This is a genomic window from Azospirillum brasilense (assembly GCF_001315015.1).
Classification (GTDB): domain Bacteria; phylum Pseudomonadota; class Alphaproteobacteria; order Azospirillales; family Azospirillaceae; genus Azospirillum; species Azospirillum brasilense.
The window spans coordinates 763,227-779,604 of the sequence record NZ_CP012915.1 but is presented as its reverse complement, the minus strand read 5'-3'; the positions used below and the strand labels follow the sequence as shown (position 1 = coordinate 779,604).

At 66.6% G+C, this 16,378-nt stretch carries 12 protein-coding genes; 5 read left to right on the top strand and 7 right to left on the bottom strand.

Annotation, left to right across the window (positions count from 1 at the left end; translation table 11 throughout):
* Positions 1–125 precede the first annotated feature (125 nt).
* A complete protein-coding gene (locus tag AMK58_RS17310) occupies positions 126–2,624 on the bottom strand; it encodes a glycogen/starch/alpha-glucan phosphorylase (RefSeq protein WP_035676143.1) in 2,499 nt (832 codons plus the stop codon).
* 301 nt (positions 2,625–2,925) lie between these two features.
* Between AMK58_RS17310 and AMK58_RS17305 the strand changes: the two genes are divergently transcribed.
* From AMK58_RS17305 to AMK58_RS17285, 5 genes are all read left to right on the top strand, one after another.
* Positions 2,926–4,119: a GNAT family N-acetyltransferase/peptidase C39 family protein gene (locus AMK58_RS17305; RefSeq protein WP_236778285.1), complete on the top strand. Its 1,194-nt coding sequence runs from the start codon at positions 2,926–2,928 to the stop codon at positions 4,117–4,119.
* Positions 4,119–5,600 (top strand): RimK family protein, encoded by a 1,482-nt coding sequence (locus AMK58_RS17300; protein WP_059399225.1) that lies wholly within the window; start codon positions 4,119–4,121, stop codon positions 5,598–5,600. Before AMK58_RS17305 ends, AMK58_RS17300 begins: the two co-directional genes overlap by 1 nt.
* Positions 5,601–6,088: 488 nt before the next feature.
* Positions 6,089–6,562, top strand: a complete 474-nt coding sequence (locus AMK58_RS17295; RefSeq protein WP_035676146.1) for a sigma-70 family RNA polymerase sigma factor — start codon at positions 6,089–6,091, stop codon at positions 6,560–6,562.
* A 331-nt stretch (positions 6,563–6,893) separates the two neighbouring features.
* Entirely contained in the window at positions 6,894–7,121 is a 228-nt protein-coding gene (locus tag AMK58_RS17290) for an anti-sigma factor family protein (RefSeq protein ID WP_236778284.1), read from the top strand.
* 251 nt (positions 7,122–7,372) lie between these two features.
* On the top strand, positions 7,373–8,857 hold the full coding sequence (locus tag AMK58_RS17285; RefSeq protein WP_051140387.1) for an alkaline phosphatase D family protein: 1,485 nt from the start codon (positions 7,373–7,375) through the stop codon (positions 8,855–8,857).
* 16 nt (positions 8,858–8,873) lie between these two features.
* Here AMK58_RS17285 and AMK58_RS17280 read toward each other — a convergent pair whose 3' ends face one another.
* From AMK58_RS17280 to AMK58_RS17255, 6 genes are all read right to left on the bottom strand, one after another.
* On the bottom strand, positions 8,874–9,272 hold the full coding sequence (locus AMK58_RS17280; RefSeq protein WP_035676147.1) for a hypothetical protein: 399 nt from the start codon (positions 9,270–9,272) through the stop codon (positions 8,874–8,876).
* A gap of 117 nt (positions 9,273–9,389) precedes the next feature.
* On the bottom strand, positions 9,390–10,316 hold the full coding sequence (locus AMK58_RS17275) for a DMT family transporter (protein ID WP_059399224.1): 927 nt from the start codon (positions 10,314–10,316) through the stop codon (positions 9,390–9,392).
* Positions 10,317–10,332: 16 nt separating this feature from the next.
* Positions 10,333–12,918: a cation:proton antiporter gene (locus tag AMK58_RS17270; protein ID WP_079285452.1), complete on the bottom strand. Its 2,586-nt coding sequence runs from the start codon at positions 12,916–12,918 to the stop codon at positions 10,333–10,335.
* Between the two features lie 169 nt (positions 12,919–13,087).
* Positions 13,088–14,731 carry a sensor histidine kinase gene (locus tag AMK58_RS17265; protein ID WP_079285451.1) on the bottom strand — a complete coding sequence of 548 codons (1,644 nt, stop codon included), beginning with the start codon at positions 14,729–14,731 and terminating at the stop codon, positions 13,088–13,090.
* Entirely contained in the window at positions 14,712–15,512 is an 801-nt protein-coding gene (locus AMK58_RS17260) for a response regulator transcription factor (RefSeq protein ID WP_035676148.1), read from the bottom strand. Before AMK58_RS17260 ends, AMK58_RS17265 begins: the two co-directional genes overlap by 20 nt.
* On the bottom strand, positions 15,505–16,044 hold the full coding sequence (locus AMK58_RS17255) for a hypothetical protein (protein ID WP_014197128.1): 540 nt from the start codon (positions 16,042–16,044) through the stop codon (positions 15,505–15,507). Before AMK58_RS17255 ends, AMK58_RS17260 begins: the two co-directional genes overlap by 8 nt.
* Between the last annotated feature and the right edge of the window lie 334 nt (positions 16,045–16,378).

Below are 16,378 nucleotides of genomic sequence, written 5' to 3'. Positions count from 1 at the left end.
TGGTAGTGGTGGTGGTGATGGCGAGCGAGCGATTCATAACTCGCTAGATAAACGAAAGGCGCGGGGCTTGTAAAGCGCCCGCGCCTTCGCAGCACAATTTTTGTCCGGGCCCGGACGGGGCCGCGTCAGGTCTCGGTTTCGGCGGGATGCTCCGGCTTCACGGGATGCACGTCCCAGATCTCCGTCGCGTATTCCATGATGGTGCGGTCGGAGGAGAACCAGCCCATGTTGGCCGTGTTCAGGATGGCCTTGCGCGTCCATTCCTCCTGGTCGCGGTAGAGGTCCATGGCCGCCTGCTGCGCCTGGCAATAGTCGGAGAAATCCGCTGTCACCAGGAAATGGTCGCCGCCGTCGGTCAGCGCCTGGAGGATCGGGTGGTAACGGTGGGGATCGTCCGGCGAGAAGACGCCGGTGGAGATCATGTCCAGAGCCCGCTTCAGGCTGGGGTTCGACGCGATGACGTCGCGCGGGTTGAAGCCGCCGCTGGCCCGCAGGTCGTTCACCTCCTCCGCGGTCAGGCCGAAGATGAAGATGTTGTCCTCGCCCACATGCTCGCGGATCTCGACGTTGGCGCCATCCAGCGTGCCGATGGTCAGCGCGCCGTTCAGGGCCAGCTTCATGTTGCCGGTGCCCGACGCCTCCATGCCCGCGGTGGAGATCTGCTCCGACAGGTCGGCCGCCGGCATGATGATCTCCGCCGCCGTCACGTTGTAGTTCGGCAGCAGCACGATCTTCAGGTTGTCGTGCACCGACGGGTCATGGTTCACCACCTTCGCCACATCGTTGATGAGCTTGATGATGAGCTTCGCCATGTGATAGCTCGGCGCCGCCTTGCCGGCGAAGATCTTGGTCACCGGCACCCAGGATACGGTCGGGTTGTCGCGCATCTCGTTGTACAGCGCGATCGCCTGGAGGATGTTCAGGAGTTGGCGCTTGTACTCGTGCATGCGCTTGACCTGCACGTCGAACAGGCTGTCGACCTGCACGTCCACCCCGGTCTGGCGCGCGATATAGGCGGCCAGCCGCTTCTTGTTCTTGCGCTTGGCGCGGCGGAACTCCTCGCGGAAGACCAGATCATCAGCCTTCTCGGCCAGCGCGCTGATCTGGCTGAGGTCCTTGATCCAACCGTTGCCGATGCGGCTGGTGATCAGCGCGGCCAGCGGCTGGTTCGCCTGATGCAGCCAGCGGCGCGGCGTGATGCCGTTGGTCTTGTTGTTGATGCGCTCCGGGAACTCCGCGTGGAAGTCGGCGAAGACGGTCTGCTTCATCAGCTCGGTGTGCAGGGCCGACACGCCGTTGACCTTGTGCGAGCCGAGGAAGGCCAGATTGCCCATGCGCACCCGGCGGTCGCCGCGCTCGTCGATCAGCGACAGGCGGGACAGCCGCCCGTTATCCCCCGCCGCCCGCGCCTTGGAGCGGTTCAGGAACTTGGCGTTGATCTCGTAGATGATCTGCATGTGGCGCGGCAGCACGCGCTCCATCATGCGCACCGGCCACGCCTCCAGCGCCTCCGGCAGCAGCGTGTGGTTGGTGTAGGAGAAGGTCGCACGGGTGATGTCCCACGCCTTGTCCCAGGTCACGCCGTGCTGGTCCACCAGCAGACGCATCAGCTCGGCGATGCCGATGGCCGGGTGCGTGTCGTTGAGCTGGATGGCCGCCTTGTCCGGCAGGCTGTCGAAATTGGAATGGTGCTGCAGATAGCGGCGCAGGATGTCCTGCAGCGAGGCGGAGGTGAAGAAATACTCCTGCTTCAGCCGCAGCTCCTTGCCGCCCTCCGTCGCGTCGTTCGGGTAGAGGACGCGGCTCAGATTCTCGGTCAGCACCTTCTGCTCGACCGCCTTCATGTAGGCGCCGTCGTTGAAATGGCCGAAGTTGAAGTCGCGCGTGGCGCGGGCCGACCACAGGCGGAGCGTGTTGATCGTGTCGCCGCCGTAGCCGACCACCGGCGTGTCGTAGGCCATGGCCAGCACGCGCTCGGCGTCGACCCAGCGGTAGGCGCGCTCGCCCACCGAATCCCGGAACTCCTCGACGCGGCCATAAAACTGGACGGGGTACAGCACCTCCGGGCGCGGGAATTCCCACGGGTTGCCGAACTGCAGCCACTGCTCCGGATACTCGACCTGCCAGCCGTGCTCGAAGCGCTGCTCGAACAGGCCGAACTCGTAGCGGATGCCGTAGCCGTAGCCGGGCAGCGCTTCCGACGCCATGCTGTCGAGGAAGCAGGCGGCCAGACGGCCGAGGCCGCCGTTGCCGAGCGCCGCGTCCGGCTCAGCCTCCACCACGTCGTCGAGGTTCAGGCCGATGCGGTCGAGCGCCTGACGGCACTGGTCGGTGATGCCGAGATTGGCGAGGCTGTTCGTCAGCAGGCGGCCGATCAGAAATTCCAGCGAGAGGTAGTAAACGCGCTTGGCGTCCTGCTGGTAATAGGTCCGCGTCGTGTCCATCCAGCGGTCCACGAGGCGGTCGCGCACGGCGAGCGCCACGGTGTGGAACCAGTCGCGCCGGGTCGCCGCCCGCGCGTCCTTGCCGACGGAATAAACCAGCCACTCCAGAAACGAGCGCTTCAGCCCGTCGACATCCAGACTGCGGCGTTCGATCTCGCGGGACTTATACCGAGCGTCCATGTCTTGACTTTCTTCTTTCCAGGGCCAACTGGAGCGGCGGTTATTCAGCCGGTCTTCCATCGGCGGCAGTTTCCGGGGTCCATGGTTAAGCAACGTTTAAGTCGCTGCGCCAACCAGTCGAATCGGCCTGTCGAATTGCCTAGGCCGTTCGTCCAGAGCAACAGCCAAGACTTGCCCTTGTGCCACACGCGCTGTGCCAAAATGGAAACCATCCCCGCGGCGCACCGAAGCTCGGTAATCGCTGCGAAGCCCCGCTGGAGGGAGTAAGATGGCGTCCGTGTCAGCCTCTTTGAACCTCCCGATGCTCGACAATACCGTATCCGCGGACTCCCGCCAGGAACTGCCCGGCGACGCCACCATCCTGCTCCGTCAGGCCCAGCCGGCGGACATTCCCGCGCTGCTGGCCATCGAGGAGCGGTGCTTCGCCACCGACCGCCTGACCCGACGTAGTTTTCATTATTTGCTCACGAAAGCCAAGGCCACAGGACTTGTGGAAGTCCACAGCGGGGCGGTCGTCGGTTACGCGCTGGTGTCCTTCCATTCCGGGACGTCGCTCGCCCGGCTCTACTCCTTCGCCGTCGATCCCGGCCACCGCGGCCGGGGCGTCGCCAAGCGGCTGCTGGCCGCGGCGGAGCAGGCGGCCCGCTCGCGGGACTGCATCTACCTGCGTCTGGAGGTGCGGCGCGACAACACCGCGGCGATCGATCTCTATAAGAAGGCCGGCTACCGCGAGTTCGGCGTCTACACCGATTATTATGAAGACCATATGGAGGCGCTGCGGCTGGAGAAACGCCTCGGCCACAGCGGCCCCAGCGCGCCGCTGGGTGGCCCCCTGGTTCCCTACTACCAGCAGACCCTGGACTTCACCTGCGGCCCGTCGGCCCTGATGATGGCGATGAAGGCGCTGAAGCCCACGGAGATCGAACTGGGGCGGAAGCTGGAGATCCGGCTGTGGCGGGAGTCCACGACGGTCTTCATGACTTCGGGCCATGGCGGCTGCGGCCCGTTCGGGCTGGCGCTGGCGGCGGCGCGGCGCGGCTTCGCGGTGGACATCCACATCAAGGACAACGCCACCCCCTTCCTGGACAGCGTGCGCAGCGACGAGAAGAAGGAGGTCATGCGCATCGTGCACGAGGACTTCCTCGACGAGTTGGAGGGCAGCGGCGCCACCGTCCGCCACAACACGCTGAGCGCCCAGGATATGGCCGACGCCGTGGCGGGCGGGGCCATCCCCATCGTGCTCATCAGCTCCTACCGGATCTATCACGAAAAATTTCCGCATTGGGTCGTCGTGACCGGTGCCGACGACCGCTTTCTCTATGTTCATGATCCGCTTGTGTACGACCGTCACCACGCTCACATCGACCGGATGAACATGCCGATCCCGAAAGCCGACTTCGAGCGCATGGCCCGCTACGGCAAGGCCCAGTTGAAGGCCGCCCTTCTCCTCCGCCCCCAGTCCTCTGATCGGGCCTCCGATGGGGCCGCCGACTGATGCCCGCGCATCTCCTGGTCGTCGACCGCCGGGCGGACGTGAAATGGGCGAAGGACGGGCTGCCGGTGATCAGCGCCCGCGACTACATCGCCCACCCGGAGCAGGCGCCGCGCGGCGCGCGGGTGCTGAACCTGTCGCGCAGCTACCGCTATCTGGGCACCGGCTACTACGTCTCGCTGCTGGCGGAGGCGCGCGGCGAGCGGGTGATCCCCTCCGTCCGGACCATCCTGGACCTGTCGCAGAAGACCTTCTACCGCGCCCAGCTGGCCGAGGTGGAGGAGGCGCTGCGCAAGGCCATCAAGCGGATGGACCACCCGCCGGAAGCCTCCTTCAACCTCACCCTCTTCTTCGGCCACGCCGACGACGCCCGGTTCCAGGACATCGCCCGGACGATCTTCGATCGGTTCCGCTGCCCCCTGCTGAAGGTTCAGGTGCGGCTGAAGGAGGGCTGGACCGTCCATGCCCTGGAGCCGCTGTCGCTGGCCGACCTTCGGCCCGACCAGGAACCGCTGTTCCAGGCGGCGCTTGACGCCTACACCCGGACCTCCTGGCGGGAGCCGGCGGCGAAAGCGCCGCCGCGCTACACGCTGGCGATCCTGCACAACCCGAAGGAGGAGCTTCCCCCCTCCAGCCCGCGCGCGCTCCAGAAATTCGTGAAGGCCGGGGAAAGCCTGGGCATCGCGGTCGAGCTGATCGAGAAGAAGGACTACGTCCGCCTCGCCGAGTTCGACGCGCTGTTCATCCGCGAGACGACGAATCTCGACCACCACACCTACCGCTTCGCCAAGAAGGCGGCGGCGGAGGGCATGCCGGTGATCGACGATCCGAACTCGATCCTCAAATGCACCAACAAGGTCTATCTGGCCGAGTTGCTGCGCGCCAATCGTATCCCGGCACCGAAGACGGTGATCTTCGACAAGCGCGGGCTGGCGACGCTGGATCAGGATATCCCCTACCCCATCGTCCTCAAGATCCCGGACGGCTCCTTCTCCCGCGGTGTCTTCAAGGTGCAGACCCGCAGCGAGCTGGAGGCGACGGCGGAAAGCCTGTTCGAGCAGTCCGACGTGATCCTGGCCCAGGAGTTCATGTACACGGAGTTCGACTGGCGCGTCGGCGTGCTGAACCGGCAGCCGATCTATGTCTGCCAGTATCTGATGGCGAAGAAGCATTGGCAGATCGTCAAGCACGGCGGCAATGGCCGGGCCGAGCAGGGCTCCGCACGCACGCTGGCCGTCGAGGAGGCGCCGCGCGAGGTCATCGAGAACGCGGTGAAGGCGGCGGGACTGATCGGCGACGGGCTCTACGGCGTGGACGTGAAGCAGAACGAGCGCGGCGTCTTCGTCATCGAGATCAACGACAACCCCAGCATCGACCTGGGCGTCGAGGACGCCAAGCTGAAGGACGGCCTGTACCGCCTCATCATGGGCGAATTCCTGCGCCGCCTGGAATCGCGGCCGCGCAAACCCGGCCCTGGCGCCTGAAATCCCCCTTCGGGCAGTTCCACCATCCGTTTGGATGACCCCCACATTCCAAACACTTCTCCTCCTAAGATGTTTTCGGCTGTGGCCGCCGGGGAACAAGCCTCTTCCCACCGCGTTATGAATTCAACGTCACCACGAACGGGAGCAACACCGAAGCGCATCAACGCTTTGGAGTTGCCCAGGCTGGAGAGCGGGAGACCGTTGATGACGACGAACTGCTCATTGTGCTGCGCCGGACCGATGCCCGGACACTGCTAGGCAGCACCACCGCATTTTAACCCACCGACAAGAATCACAAAAACCGGCACGGCCACAGGACCGGCGCCGGAAGGGACCACGCGTCGAAAATTGGGCGCGCCGAAAGAGGGATCGTCTCCCACCGAAGCCTCGGGAGCCGGAATCCCGCGAACTGAACTCTCGGGACGGGGGCGCCGTCACCACGGACCGGCAGCCCCGCCGAATGAAGAGAAGCTGGAGGAAGAGCAACAATGGCGTATTGTTTCGAATCCGAACTGATCCGTTGCATGCCGAACCTGCAGCGCTATGCCTGCAAGTTGACCCGCGACGTCAGCGCCGCCGAGGATCTCACCCAGGACTGTCTTGCCCGCGCTCTGTCCCGCCAGCATCGTTTCGAGCCCGGCACCAACATGCAGGCTTGGCTGACCACGATGCTGAAGAATCTGCATTTCAACAACCTCCAGCGTGAAAAGCACGTCACCAAGGTCGAACTTTGGGACGGCGCCATGTCGGTCGAGGCCTCGCAGATCGCCCGGCTGGTCTTCCGCGACGTGGACCGTGCCTTCGGCGCCCTCACCCCCAGCCAGCGCAAAGTGGTCAAGCTGGTCGCTATCGAAGGCCGCCCCTACCAGGAGGCTGCGGAGAAGCTGAACGTCTCCATCGGCACCATCCGGTCCCGCCTGTGCCGGGCCCGCGAGCGGCTGAACAACCTGATGGCCGCCTAGGGCACGGCAGGGAATGCGCCGCGGGGTATGGCAACCGTACAACAGGTTGATTCTTCCATCGCATCGGACAATCCGGCGCCGGAACAACCGACGGGAGCGGCTGTTACATCCCGCGTGTGAAACGAGTATGGCTGCTGCGGAGTGGCCGAACATCCACGGGGAACGATCGGGTACGCTTCGCCACCCATTTGGCGGTATCGGCATCATCCCCATAAGAAGAGGTAAGTCACCACTCCCGACGCCGTGCCCGCCGCACTATATTGAACTCTGCGTCGCGGATCGTTTCCGTCTCAGGGGGATGGCCTCCGGAGACGTTCCGGGATCAAAAGATATGAAGCGTGTGACGATGAACCATATCAACGCATATCTTGACGGTGCCTTGGACGATAAGGAGCGTCAGGAGTTCGAGCAGTCCGTAGAGGACGATGCCGACGCGAAGGCCGTGGTGACCTTCCACAGAAGCCATGTGGAGGAGCTTCACCGCCTTTACGATCCCGTGCTGGAAGAGCCGGTACCGGCGCGCATGCTCGAACTGCTGAGGCAGCGCCGCAAGGACTAGCCCCCCCGATTCCCGCGTTCCATCGTCACATGAGGGGCGACCGGACGACCCGGCCGCCCGCTTTTTTTGCCCGCACCCCGGTTTTCCGCCGCGGCCGTGGCTGCTTCCGCATTTCCACGCGGCCTCCCCCTTCGGATCAACGCTTGCCCCTTTTACAGACCGGCGGCTTTTCCCATAAACAGGAGCCGCAGAAACGGAAGCTGGGCCATGGGCGCCCGGACCGGCAGGAATGAAGAGGAAGAACAGCGTCCATGGCGCGCGGCAGGCCGGCACCGAACATCATTCTGGGTCCCGTCCTTTATTTCCGGGGAGAGCAAGGCGACCGTTGGTGGCTGTCCGCCCTCTTCGTGCTGGACGGCGACGCAGAACCCTACGATCTGCGGGTGGACGGCGTGACCCTGCCCGTTCCGCCCCGCCACCTCGCCCAATGGGGCAACCGGCATGTCTGGCGTTTCGATTTCGCCATTCCGCGCGGCGTGCGTGATGTCGAGGCCGCCTATGGCTTCACCGACGGCGCTTCGCCGGGGGACACCTGGGCGGTGACCGTCCCCGGACGCGCTTCGTCGCCGCGGATCGCCTACGTCTCCTGCAACGGGGCGGAGGACGAGGAGAAGATCGCCGGGCTCGACGCGCCGCGCAACGCCCTGTGGGGTGACCTGCGCCGCCGCCATGAGAGCGAACGCTTCCATCTGCTGCTGCAAGGCGGCGACCAGCTCTACGCCGACGCGGTGTGGCGCCGGCCGCCGCTGCTCAGCGCCTGGAAGAAGCGGACCGACGCCGCCCGCCTGGACGAGCCCTTCACTCCCGCCATGGCGCAAGAGGCGGAAGACTTTTACTTCGACCTCTATCTGCGGGTCTGGGGCCAGCCGGAAACCGCGGCGGTCACGGCGCGCATTCCCTCGGTGATGATGTGGGACGACCACGACATCTTCGATGGCTGGGGCTCCCACCCGGACGAGGAGATGACGTCCCCGGCCTGGCGCGGCGTCTACGCGGCCGCCCGCCGCCACTTCTCGCTGTTCCAGCTTGCCGCCATGGAGGGCGCCCAGCCGGAATGCGTGTGGGGGGCGCCCATGGACTCCTTCAGCCAGGGGTTCCGGCTCGGCGATGTTGGCGTTCTGGCGCTGGACATGCGCAGCGACCGCACCCCCCGCCGCGTTCTCTCGGACCGGGTGTGGGAGGCCCTGCCGGAGTGGCTGGAACGCTTCAAGGGCTGCCGCCACCTGATTCTGATGTCCAGCGTGCCGCTGCTCTACCTCGACACCGGCGTGATGGAGCGGGCGGTCGGCCTGTCGCCCGTCCGCGTCGGGATCGAGGACGATCTGCGCGACCAATGGCGCAGCCCGGCCCACGCCGAGGAGTGGTTGCGCCTGATCGGCCTGCTGGCGGAATTCTCACGGCGCACCGGGTGCCGGGTGACGTCCGTATCGGGCGAAATCCACGCGGGTGCGCGGGCCGTGCTGCGCGGCGGCGGCGTGGAGATCTGGCAGCTCATCGCGTCGGGGGTCGTCCATCCGCCGCCCGCCAAGGCCACCGCCTTCGCGTTGGAATGGCTGGCCGGCCGCAAGGAAACCCTGCCCAACGGCTATGTCTTCGAAATGCCGGCTTTTCCTGAATCGGGCAAGCGCATCATCCGGCAGCGCAACTGGCTGTCGCTGATCTTCGACGGCAAGGGGCAAATCCATGCCCGCTGGTCCGCCGAGGGCCAGCCGAACCGCTACACCCAGGTGATCTGACCGGAGTTGAGCCGGCTCACTCCGACTGCGGCGACCGGCGGCGGTTGCGCAGATTGAGCGCGTTGAGGAAGCTGGTGGCCTGCGCCGGCGTGGCCGGGCCGCCGGACCCCGGCGCCTTGGCCGAGGTTGCCAGGAAGCCACCGACGCGGGCACGCAGCTCGACCGAATCGTGGGCCGCCTGATCGGCGGTCTCCGCCACCTGACGCCGCACGTCGGCGTCGAGTGTGTTGAAGGCGCGGGTGGCGAATTCGAAGGCCGGCTGGGACTTGGTGGCGATCACCTGCCGCAGCGCCTTGGAAACCAGAACCGTGTCCAGCCCGCCGGGGCCGTCCACCCCGTCCAGGACATCGGCCAGGATGCCGATGGCCTGCAGGGTCTGGTTGTCATCGAGCGAGATGGGCTCCAGGCCGTCCATGACACTCACTTCCGATGTGGTTTGCCGAAGCGTGATTGAACCAGCGGACACCGCTGGATCTTTTGCCGGTGCGGGAAAGCATAGTCGGAGCGCCCCGCCGAGGCAATGCGCACGGCGTCAGGGCGCACGCTTGGCGCCCCGGTTGATGGCACTGCGGTTGACCAGGGCGACCCCGGCGACCGCCAGCGCCATGCCGGACAGGGCCAGCAGCCCCAGCCGCTCCCCGAACATCGCCCAGGCGATCACCGCCGTCACCGGCGGGACCAGATAGAACAGGCTCGCCACACGCGCCGCCGCACCGCGCCGGATCAACAGGAACAGCAGGAAAATCGCTCCCACCGACAGCACGAAGCTGAGCCACAGCAGGGCGAAGACGAATTCGCCGGTCCAATCGATGTGCATGGTCTCGAACAGCGGAGCCAGAACCGCCAGAACCGCCGCGGTCGCGGCGTATTGGATGGCGGCACCGCTGCGCAGGTCCATCGCCGTGCCGTGGCGCTTCTGGTAGAGCGTGCCGAAGGTGATGCCCAGCAGGGCGGCCAGCGCCAGCCCGATGCCCAGCGCGTCGGTGGAGTCGAAGTGGAGCTTCTCGCCCACCACCAGCCCCACACCGGCCAGCCCCATCAGGAAGCCCACCCATTGCCGTCCACTCACCCGCTCGCCCAGCAGCGGGCCGGAGAGTGCGGCGGTCAGCAACGGCTGGATGCCGACGATCAGCGCGGTCACCCCCGCCGGCATGCCCTTGGCGATGGCGCAGAACACGCCGGTCAGGTAGACGCCGTGCACCAACAGCCCGGCCAGCGCGATCCGCCCGGCTTCGGCCCAGCTTTTCGGCCAGGGCGCGCCGGTGACCAGGGCGACGAGGCCGAGGATCACGGCGACCAGCCCCAGCCGGACCAGCAGGAAGGTCAGCGGCTCCGCGTAGGGAAGGCCGTATTTGGCGCCGATGAACCCGGTGCTCCACAGCAGGACGAAGACGCCCGGCATCAGGCGCACCCAATCGGGCCGCCCGCCCGCGGCGGCGGTGGTCGCTTGCACGGTCATCGTCTCTCGTCGTCTCCTATCCCCGTGCCTGCGCGCTTTCGGCGGCGGGGGCCTCGACCACGGCAGGCGGGTCCGCCAGCGGGGTCGCAACCTCCTGAACGGCCTCGGGCGGCTTCGGCGGCGGGTTGCGCCGCGCCTCGGCCACCGACTGAAGATGGGCGCGCAGGCTTGCGTCCTTCTTCACCAGCCGATGGAAGTCTCTCACATCCAGGACCAGCAGTTGGCAATAGCCCATCGCACGCACATCGGCGTTGCGCCGCTGGCGGGTCAGCAGCGCCATCTCGCCGAACACCTCCCCGGTGCCGAGCTGGACCGGCTCGTCCAGACCCGGAACCAACACCTCGACGGCGCCGGACGCGATGAAGAACATGGCGTCGCCGCGCTCGCCGCGCCGGACGATGGTCTCCCCAGGCAGGACCAGCCGCGGCTTCAACAGGGTGGCGATGCCGCGCAGGCGATCGCCCTCCAGTCCCTTGAACAGCGGCACCCGCCCGACGAGGTCCATCAGATCCAGCCGCAGATCGAGCTTCGGCAGGGCGTCGAGCGCGCGGCGGCGGTCATCCAGATCGCGCTGCAGGTCGCTCAGGATCTCCTGGCTGATGATCGATTCGGCGAAGAGCGCCCGGTAGTCCGCCTCCTCCAGCCGCAGGGCGGCGCGGCTGACGTAGCGGCTCTGCAGGATCAGCGCGTAGTCGGGATATTGCAGCTTCAGCGCCGCCAGCGCCTGCTCGACCATGGCGAGGCGCACCGTCAGGATGCCCTCCAGTTCGCAGGCGACGTCTGTGCCCAGCACCTGCCCGACCTTGTCGTTGATGAACTCCAGCAACTCGCGCTGCACGGTGCGCACGCCCAAAAGGATCTCGAAGCGGAAGGCGAGCCGGCGGGCCAGCGGAGCGTGGATGCCCAGCCGGCGGTGCAGCAGGCTGGCGACCCGCATCCAGGGCGTGAAGGAGATGAAAGGCTCCTCGAAGGCGCGGTAACCGGCGCGCCCCTGGGCCTTCACCGCGTCGAGCAGGCGCCCGGTCCGGCGGTTCAGCAGTTCCGCCACCCCGCGCGACAGGATGCCCTCGCGGAAGTGTTCGTAGTACAGCTCCTCCTCGCGATTCACGAGGATGACGAGGCCGATGGTCACGCGGTCTTCGTTGTTCAGCGGCGCTTCGGTCGACTGCTCCCGGAGGATGGCGTCGAGCCGGTCGCTGTATTGCGACACGGTGGAGGCGACGGCCTGCTCGTCGACTTCGTAGCGATGGGCCAGCCCCTCCACCCGCTCGCGCACGCCGGCCAGGGACAGGGCGAGCGCGCGGTTGCGCATGGCGTGTTCGACCGGCGACAGCTTGTTGAGGCCGAGCAGGTTGATGACGGCGCGCAGCGTCGTGCCGTTGATGAACAGCGTGTAGAAGACGAAGCCGGTGACCAGCACGGCGACGAAGCCCTGGACCCGGTCGGGCACGCGCCCGTTCTCGGTGACGGCCAGAGCCAGCGTCAGCGACACCGCGCCGCGCAGGCCGCCCCACAGCATCACCGTCTTATAGGGGTGACTGACGCGTTGGGCCAGACCGGCGCCGGACAGCAGCGGCAGCAGACCGAACAGCACCAGCGCGCGGGACACCGTGGCCGCTCCGACCACGACCAGCACCAGCCCGACGTCGCTCCAGCCGATGCCCCCCAGCAGGCGCGGCACCAGCAGCGCCGTCATCAGGAAGATCAGCGAGTTCGCCCAGAAGCCGAGCTGCTTCCAGACATGCTCCAGCGCCCCCCAGGTGGCCGGTGATATGCGCGTGCGCCCGACCGAGCCGACGACCAGCGCGGCCGTGACCACCGCCACGACGCCCGACGCGCCGACGTAATGCTCCGCCAGCACATAGCTGAGATAGGCGAGCGCCACGGTCAGCGTGATCTCGGCCATCGGCTGGTCGCGCACCGGCTCGACGACCATGCAGACCACGCGCCCGCAGACATAGCCGGTCGCCACGCCGCCCGCGAAGTCGCGCAGAAACTCCATCGCCGCTTCGGTCGCCCCACCATGGGCGTTGCGGGTCAGCATGCCGAGCAGAAGCGTGAACAGCGCGATGGCCGCGGCGTCGTTCAGCAGGCTTTCGCCCTCGACCAGCATGGTCAGGCGGCGCGGCGCGCCAAGGTCCCGGAAGATGCTGACGACCGCCGCCGGATCGGTGGTGGCGACGATCGCCCCCAGCAGCAGGCAGGCCACCAGCCCCATCGAGGTGAAGAGATTGAGCGCGTAACCGACAGCGAAGGTGCAGACGAACACCGCCACCACGGCCATCAGCAGGATCGGCCACACATCGTCGAACAGTCGCCGCACGTCCACCGCCAGCGCCGTCTCGAACAGCAGCACCGGGAGGAAGATGTAAATCAGCACCTCGGACGAGATGTCCATCTCGGCCAGGGAATTCAGGAAATCATGGAAGGGGCCGGTGCCGCCCTGCCCGGCGAAGGTCTGGATCGCCAATCCCAGGGCCACGCCCACGGCGGCCAGCAGAACCGTGTAGGGCACCCGCAGCCGCGCTGCCAGTGGCGGAAGCAGGCTGACCAGCGCCAGAAGGCCGGAGACCGCGAGGACATAAATGACGATGACGTGCATGGGGCTGCCTTGCCCTTTTGGGGGGCCCTTGGAAGGTCGCGGCGCACGGTATCGCCCGATTGGGGCGGGAGCAAGGTCAGGATAAGGGACAATGCTGTTCCGTACGTGTGACCGGACGTACGGTCCGGCCACACCCCTACGGAGGGGCGCGTACAGGGCGCCCCGCCCGTCAGGCCACCGCCAGCGTCACCGTCATGCGGAAGCCGCCGGTGGAGCGGTTTTCGGCGCGGACCTTTCCGCCGAACGCTTCGATGTTCCGTCGCACGATCCACAAGCCGATGCCAAAATGGGTCGCCTCGGCCTGGTTCTGGGCCACCGCGTCCTCCGGCATGCCCCGTCCCGGCTCGCGCTGGGAGAAGTAACGTTCAAAAATGCGCGGCAGGTTCGCCGGGTCGACGCCCGGCCCCTCGTCCTCGACCACCAGTTCAGCCCAAGCGCCGTTGCGCGACAGGCGCACACTGACGGTGCCGTCCGGCGGGGAGAAGCTGACGGCGTTCTCCACCAGATTCTCGATGACGGTTTCCAGAATGTCCTCGCTGGCCCGCACGACCACCTCGGATTCGATACGCGAGCGCATGTGGAGCTGCCGTTCGGCAAGCAGGCTGGTGTAGCCGCCGGCCATACGCTCGACCAGATCGGACAGGTCCACCCGGCGGCGCGGCGGAACCAGCAGGTCGGCGGCGGCCTCGTCCATGCGCCGCCCGAAGGAAACCAGACCGTCGAGCTTGTCCACCGACTTCTCGATCATGGTCAGGGCGCGCTGGCTGCGGTTGTCCTCGGCGGACAGGGAGCGGCGCAACGGCTCCACCGACTGGCGGATCACCGCGATGGGCGTCTTATAGGCGTGGGCGTTGTCCTCGGCTGCGCGGCGCAGCGACCGCGCGCTTTCGCGCAGGGTGTCGACCAGCCGGTCGAAGTCCTCGGCCACCCCGGACAGTTCCGGCACGGTGTTCCGGTTGGTAAAGGACCCCTGCCCGCTCTCACCGATTCCGCCCGACACGATGTCGCGCGCCAAGTCGCCGAAACGGTGCAGGTTGCGCCAGACGCCCAACAGCACCGCCATCACCAGCGCCGCCATGACGATGTAGATCATCGCCGCGGCCTGGACGACCGGCGTGCTCCAATAGGGGCGTCCCAGGGAGGATTCCAGATAGCCGCCGGCGGTGTGGCTGGTCACCAGCGCCCAGCAGCCGAAGGCGGTGTTGATCGGCGTGACCGAAGTCAGAATTTCATAGCCACCGGAGGCGCGCGGCAGGCGCAAGGCCAGCGGTTCGTTCCCGGCGCAGGAAGCGCCCAGCCGATCCAGAACCCCCTGTTCAAGGAGTTGGTGCCGCTCGGCGTCCAAATCGTCGGTCGGCACCGACGGAGCGGCGGCGACGTAGTAGAAGCCGTCGCTGCCCATCAGGTTGTTGCCGGCCAGGGCGCGCGGCCGGACCAGCAGCTTCAGCCGCGTGTTCCCGTCCGCGAAGCGGCGCAGGATGGGGCCGAGTTGCGGCAGGGCGGCGCGGTTGGCGCGGGACAGGTCCGGCTCCAGCGCGCGGGCGATCAGCTCGCCCTGCCGCTGCGCGCTTTGCAGCAGCAGGGTCTGCGTCGTGGTGTCGGCCCGCTGGAACTGATCGTAGATCAGCACCGGGACCGCCAGGAAGACGATGGTCAGCAGCGCCAGCCGGCTGGCCAGCGAGTGCCACAGCCACCGCAACCGGCCGCCGGGGAAACCCGCCATGGAGAAGCCTCCCTTGGTGAGTTCCGCCCCGTCCCGCGCGCCGTCCGGCCCCCCGTCGGGCCCATGGGCCTCAATCGGCAGCAGCGCCATCGACCATCACATCCGCGTCGTCATCCCGCGTGCGGCCCGTGCCACCGGTGCCGTTGCCCCAGCGGTAGCCGAAGCCCGGATAGTTCTCGATGCAATCGAACTCGGCATCCACCACGCGGAACTTCTGCCGGATACGCTTGATGAAGGCGCGGACGTTGGCGCGGTAGCCCGACGGGCCGTAACCGGCCAGGAAGCCCTTGCCATGAACGAGGTCGTAGATCTCGCGGTACGACACGTCCTCTTCCGGACGGGTCGCCATCAGCTTGACGATGTTGAACTCGGTCAGCGTCAGGTCGATGCGCTTGCCGTTCCACAGGGCGCGGCTGTTGTCCAGGCGCAGGTCGAGATTGCCCAGCGCATAGACGGACTCCTTCGGCCCCTCGGCCTCCTCGGGCGTGCCTTTGGAGCCGTCCACGATGAGGCGCATGCGCTTCAGCAGGATGGACAGGCTGCGCGACTTCTCAACGAAGTCGAGCGCGCCGCCGGCCAGAGCGGCCTCTTCGTAAATCTGGTCCGACAGCACGGTGAGGAAGATCACCGGCAGGTCGATGCCGCGGGAACGCATCTGGCGGAGGACGTCGATGCCGTCCATCTTCGGCATGCGCCAGTCCAGCAGGACAATATCCACCGAACCGCCCTCGGCGAAGAAGTCGAGCGCGGGTTCGCCACGGTCGAAGGTGACGACCTCATACCCCTCATCGGCGAGGTTGAGGCTAAGGGATTCGCGGAACAGGTCGTCGTCGTCGACCAGCGCCACGCGGGCGACGGCGGCCTCAGTCATTGCGGACATCCCAGCCTTGGGCAAGGAGTTGAGCGAAGCATCGTTTATCGACATCTGGGACATTTTCGCTGCTCTTCATATCGTAGGAAAGGGCACGGAAGTCCTGGGAGGACGTCATGTCCATGAAGAAGAAGACTTTGAGCGAACAGTCGCCCTTAGCGTAATGCCACACCTTTGCAGGTGGCGCCTCTTCCGTTGCGGCAGGGGTGCCCAGGAGACGCCGGGTCTGGACTTGGTCCAGGCCGACGAGCGTTTCGGGGGACAGGGTGGCGGGCGGGCTGGCGCCGCCGAACGGTACGGGGGGCAGCCCCGCCACCTCTGTTCCAGCCATGGCGATGACCTCGGCGGCGGGACCGGTCCCCGGACCGTTCACCGCTGGCGTGGCCGCCTGATCCTTGCCCGCGGTCTTGACGCGCGGAGGAGCAGGTTTCGTCTTCGGCACCGGAACGGCCATGGCGGTCGGTCCGGCGGTCTGCGTTTCAGGAGGAACCGTGGTGCCGGGGCACCCGGCCAGCAGAAGAACCGCCAGCACAAGGCCCGCCTTCCGCCGCCGGCACCCCACTCCGACATTGGTTCCAGCCACTTCGCATATGGTACCCGTCATCGTCATCGTCGGGCCTTTCAAGCATCGTGGTTGAATTCGCGGGCGGTGTTGCTGGCCCCTTGCCTGCACTTGCCGCCTCTGTGAGATCAAGGTCAGTCCAGTCTGGTTAATGTGGCGTTAAACCCCTGTTTGATACCCCCTTTTTGCGCACATTTGCGGCCAATTTTTGTTCCTACTCCTATCGATAGGTCGGATTTTGAACTAATTTGCCTATTTGGAGGTTAGGTGAGCGGATGCCGATCGCCTCAAATACCCACACTTC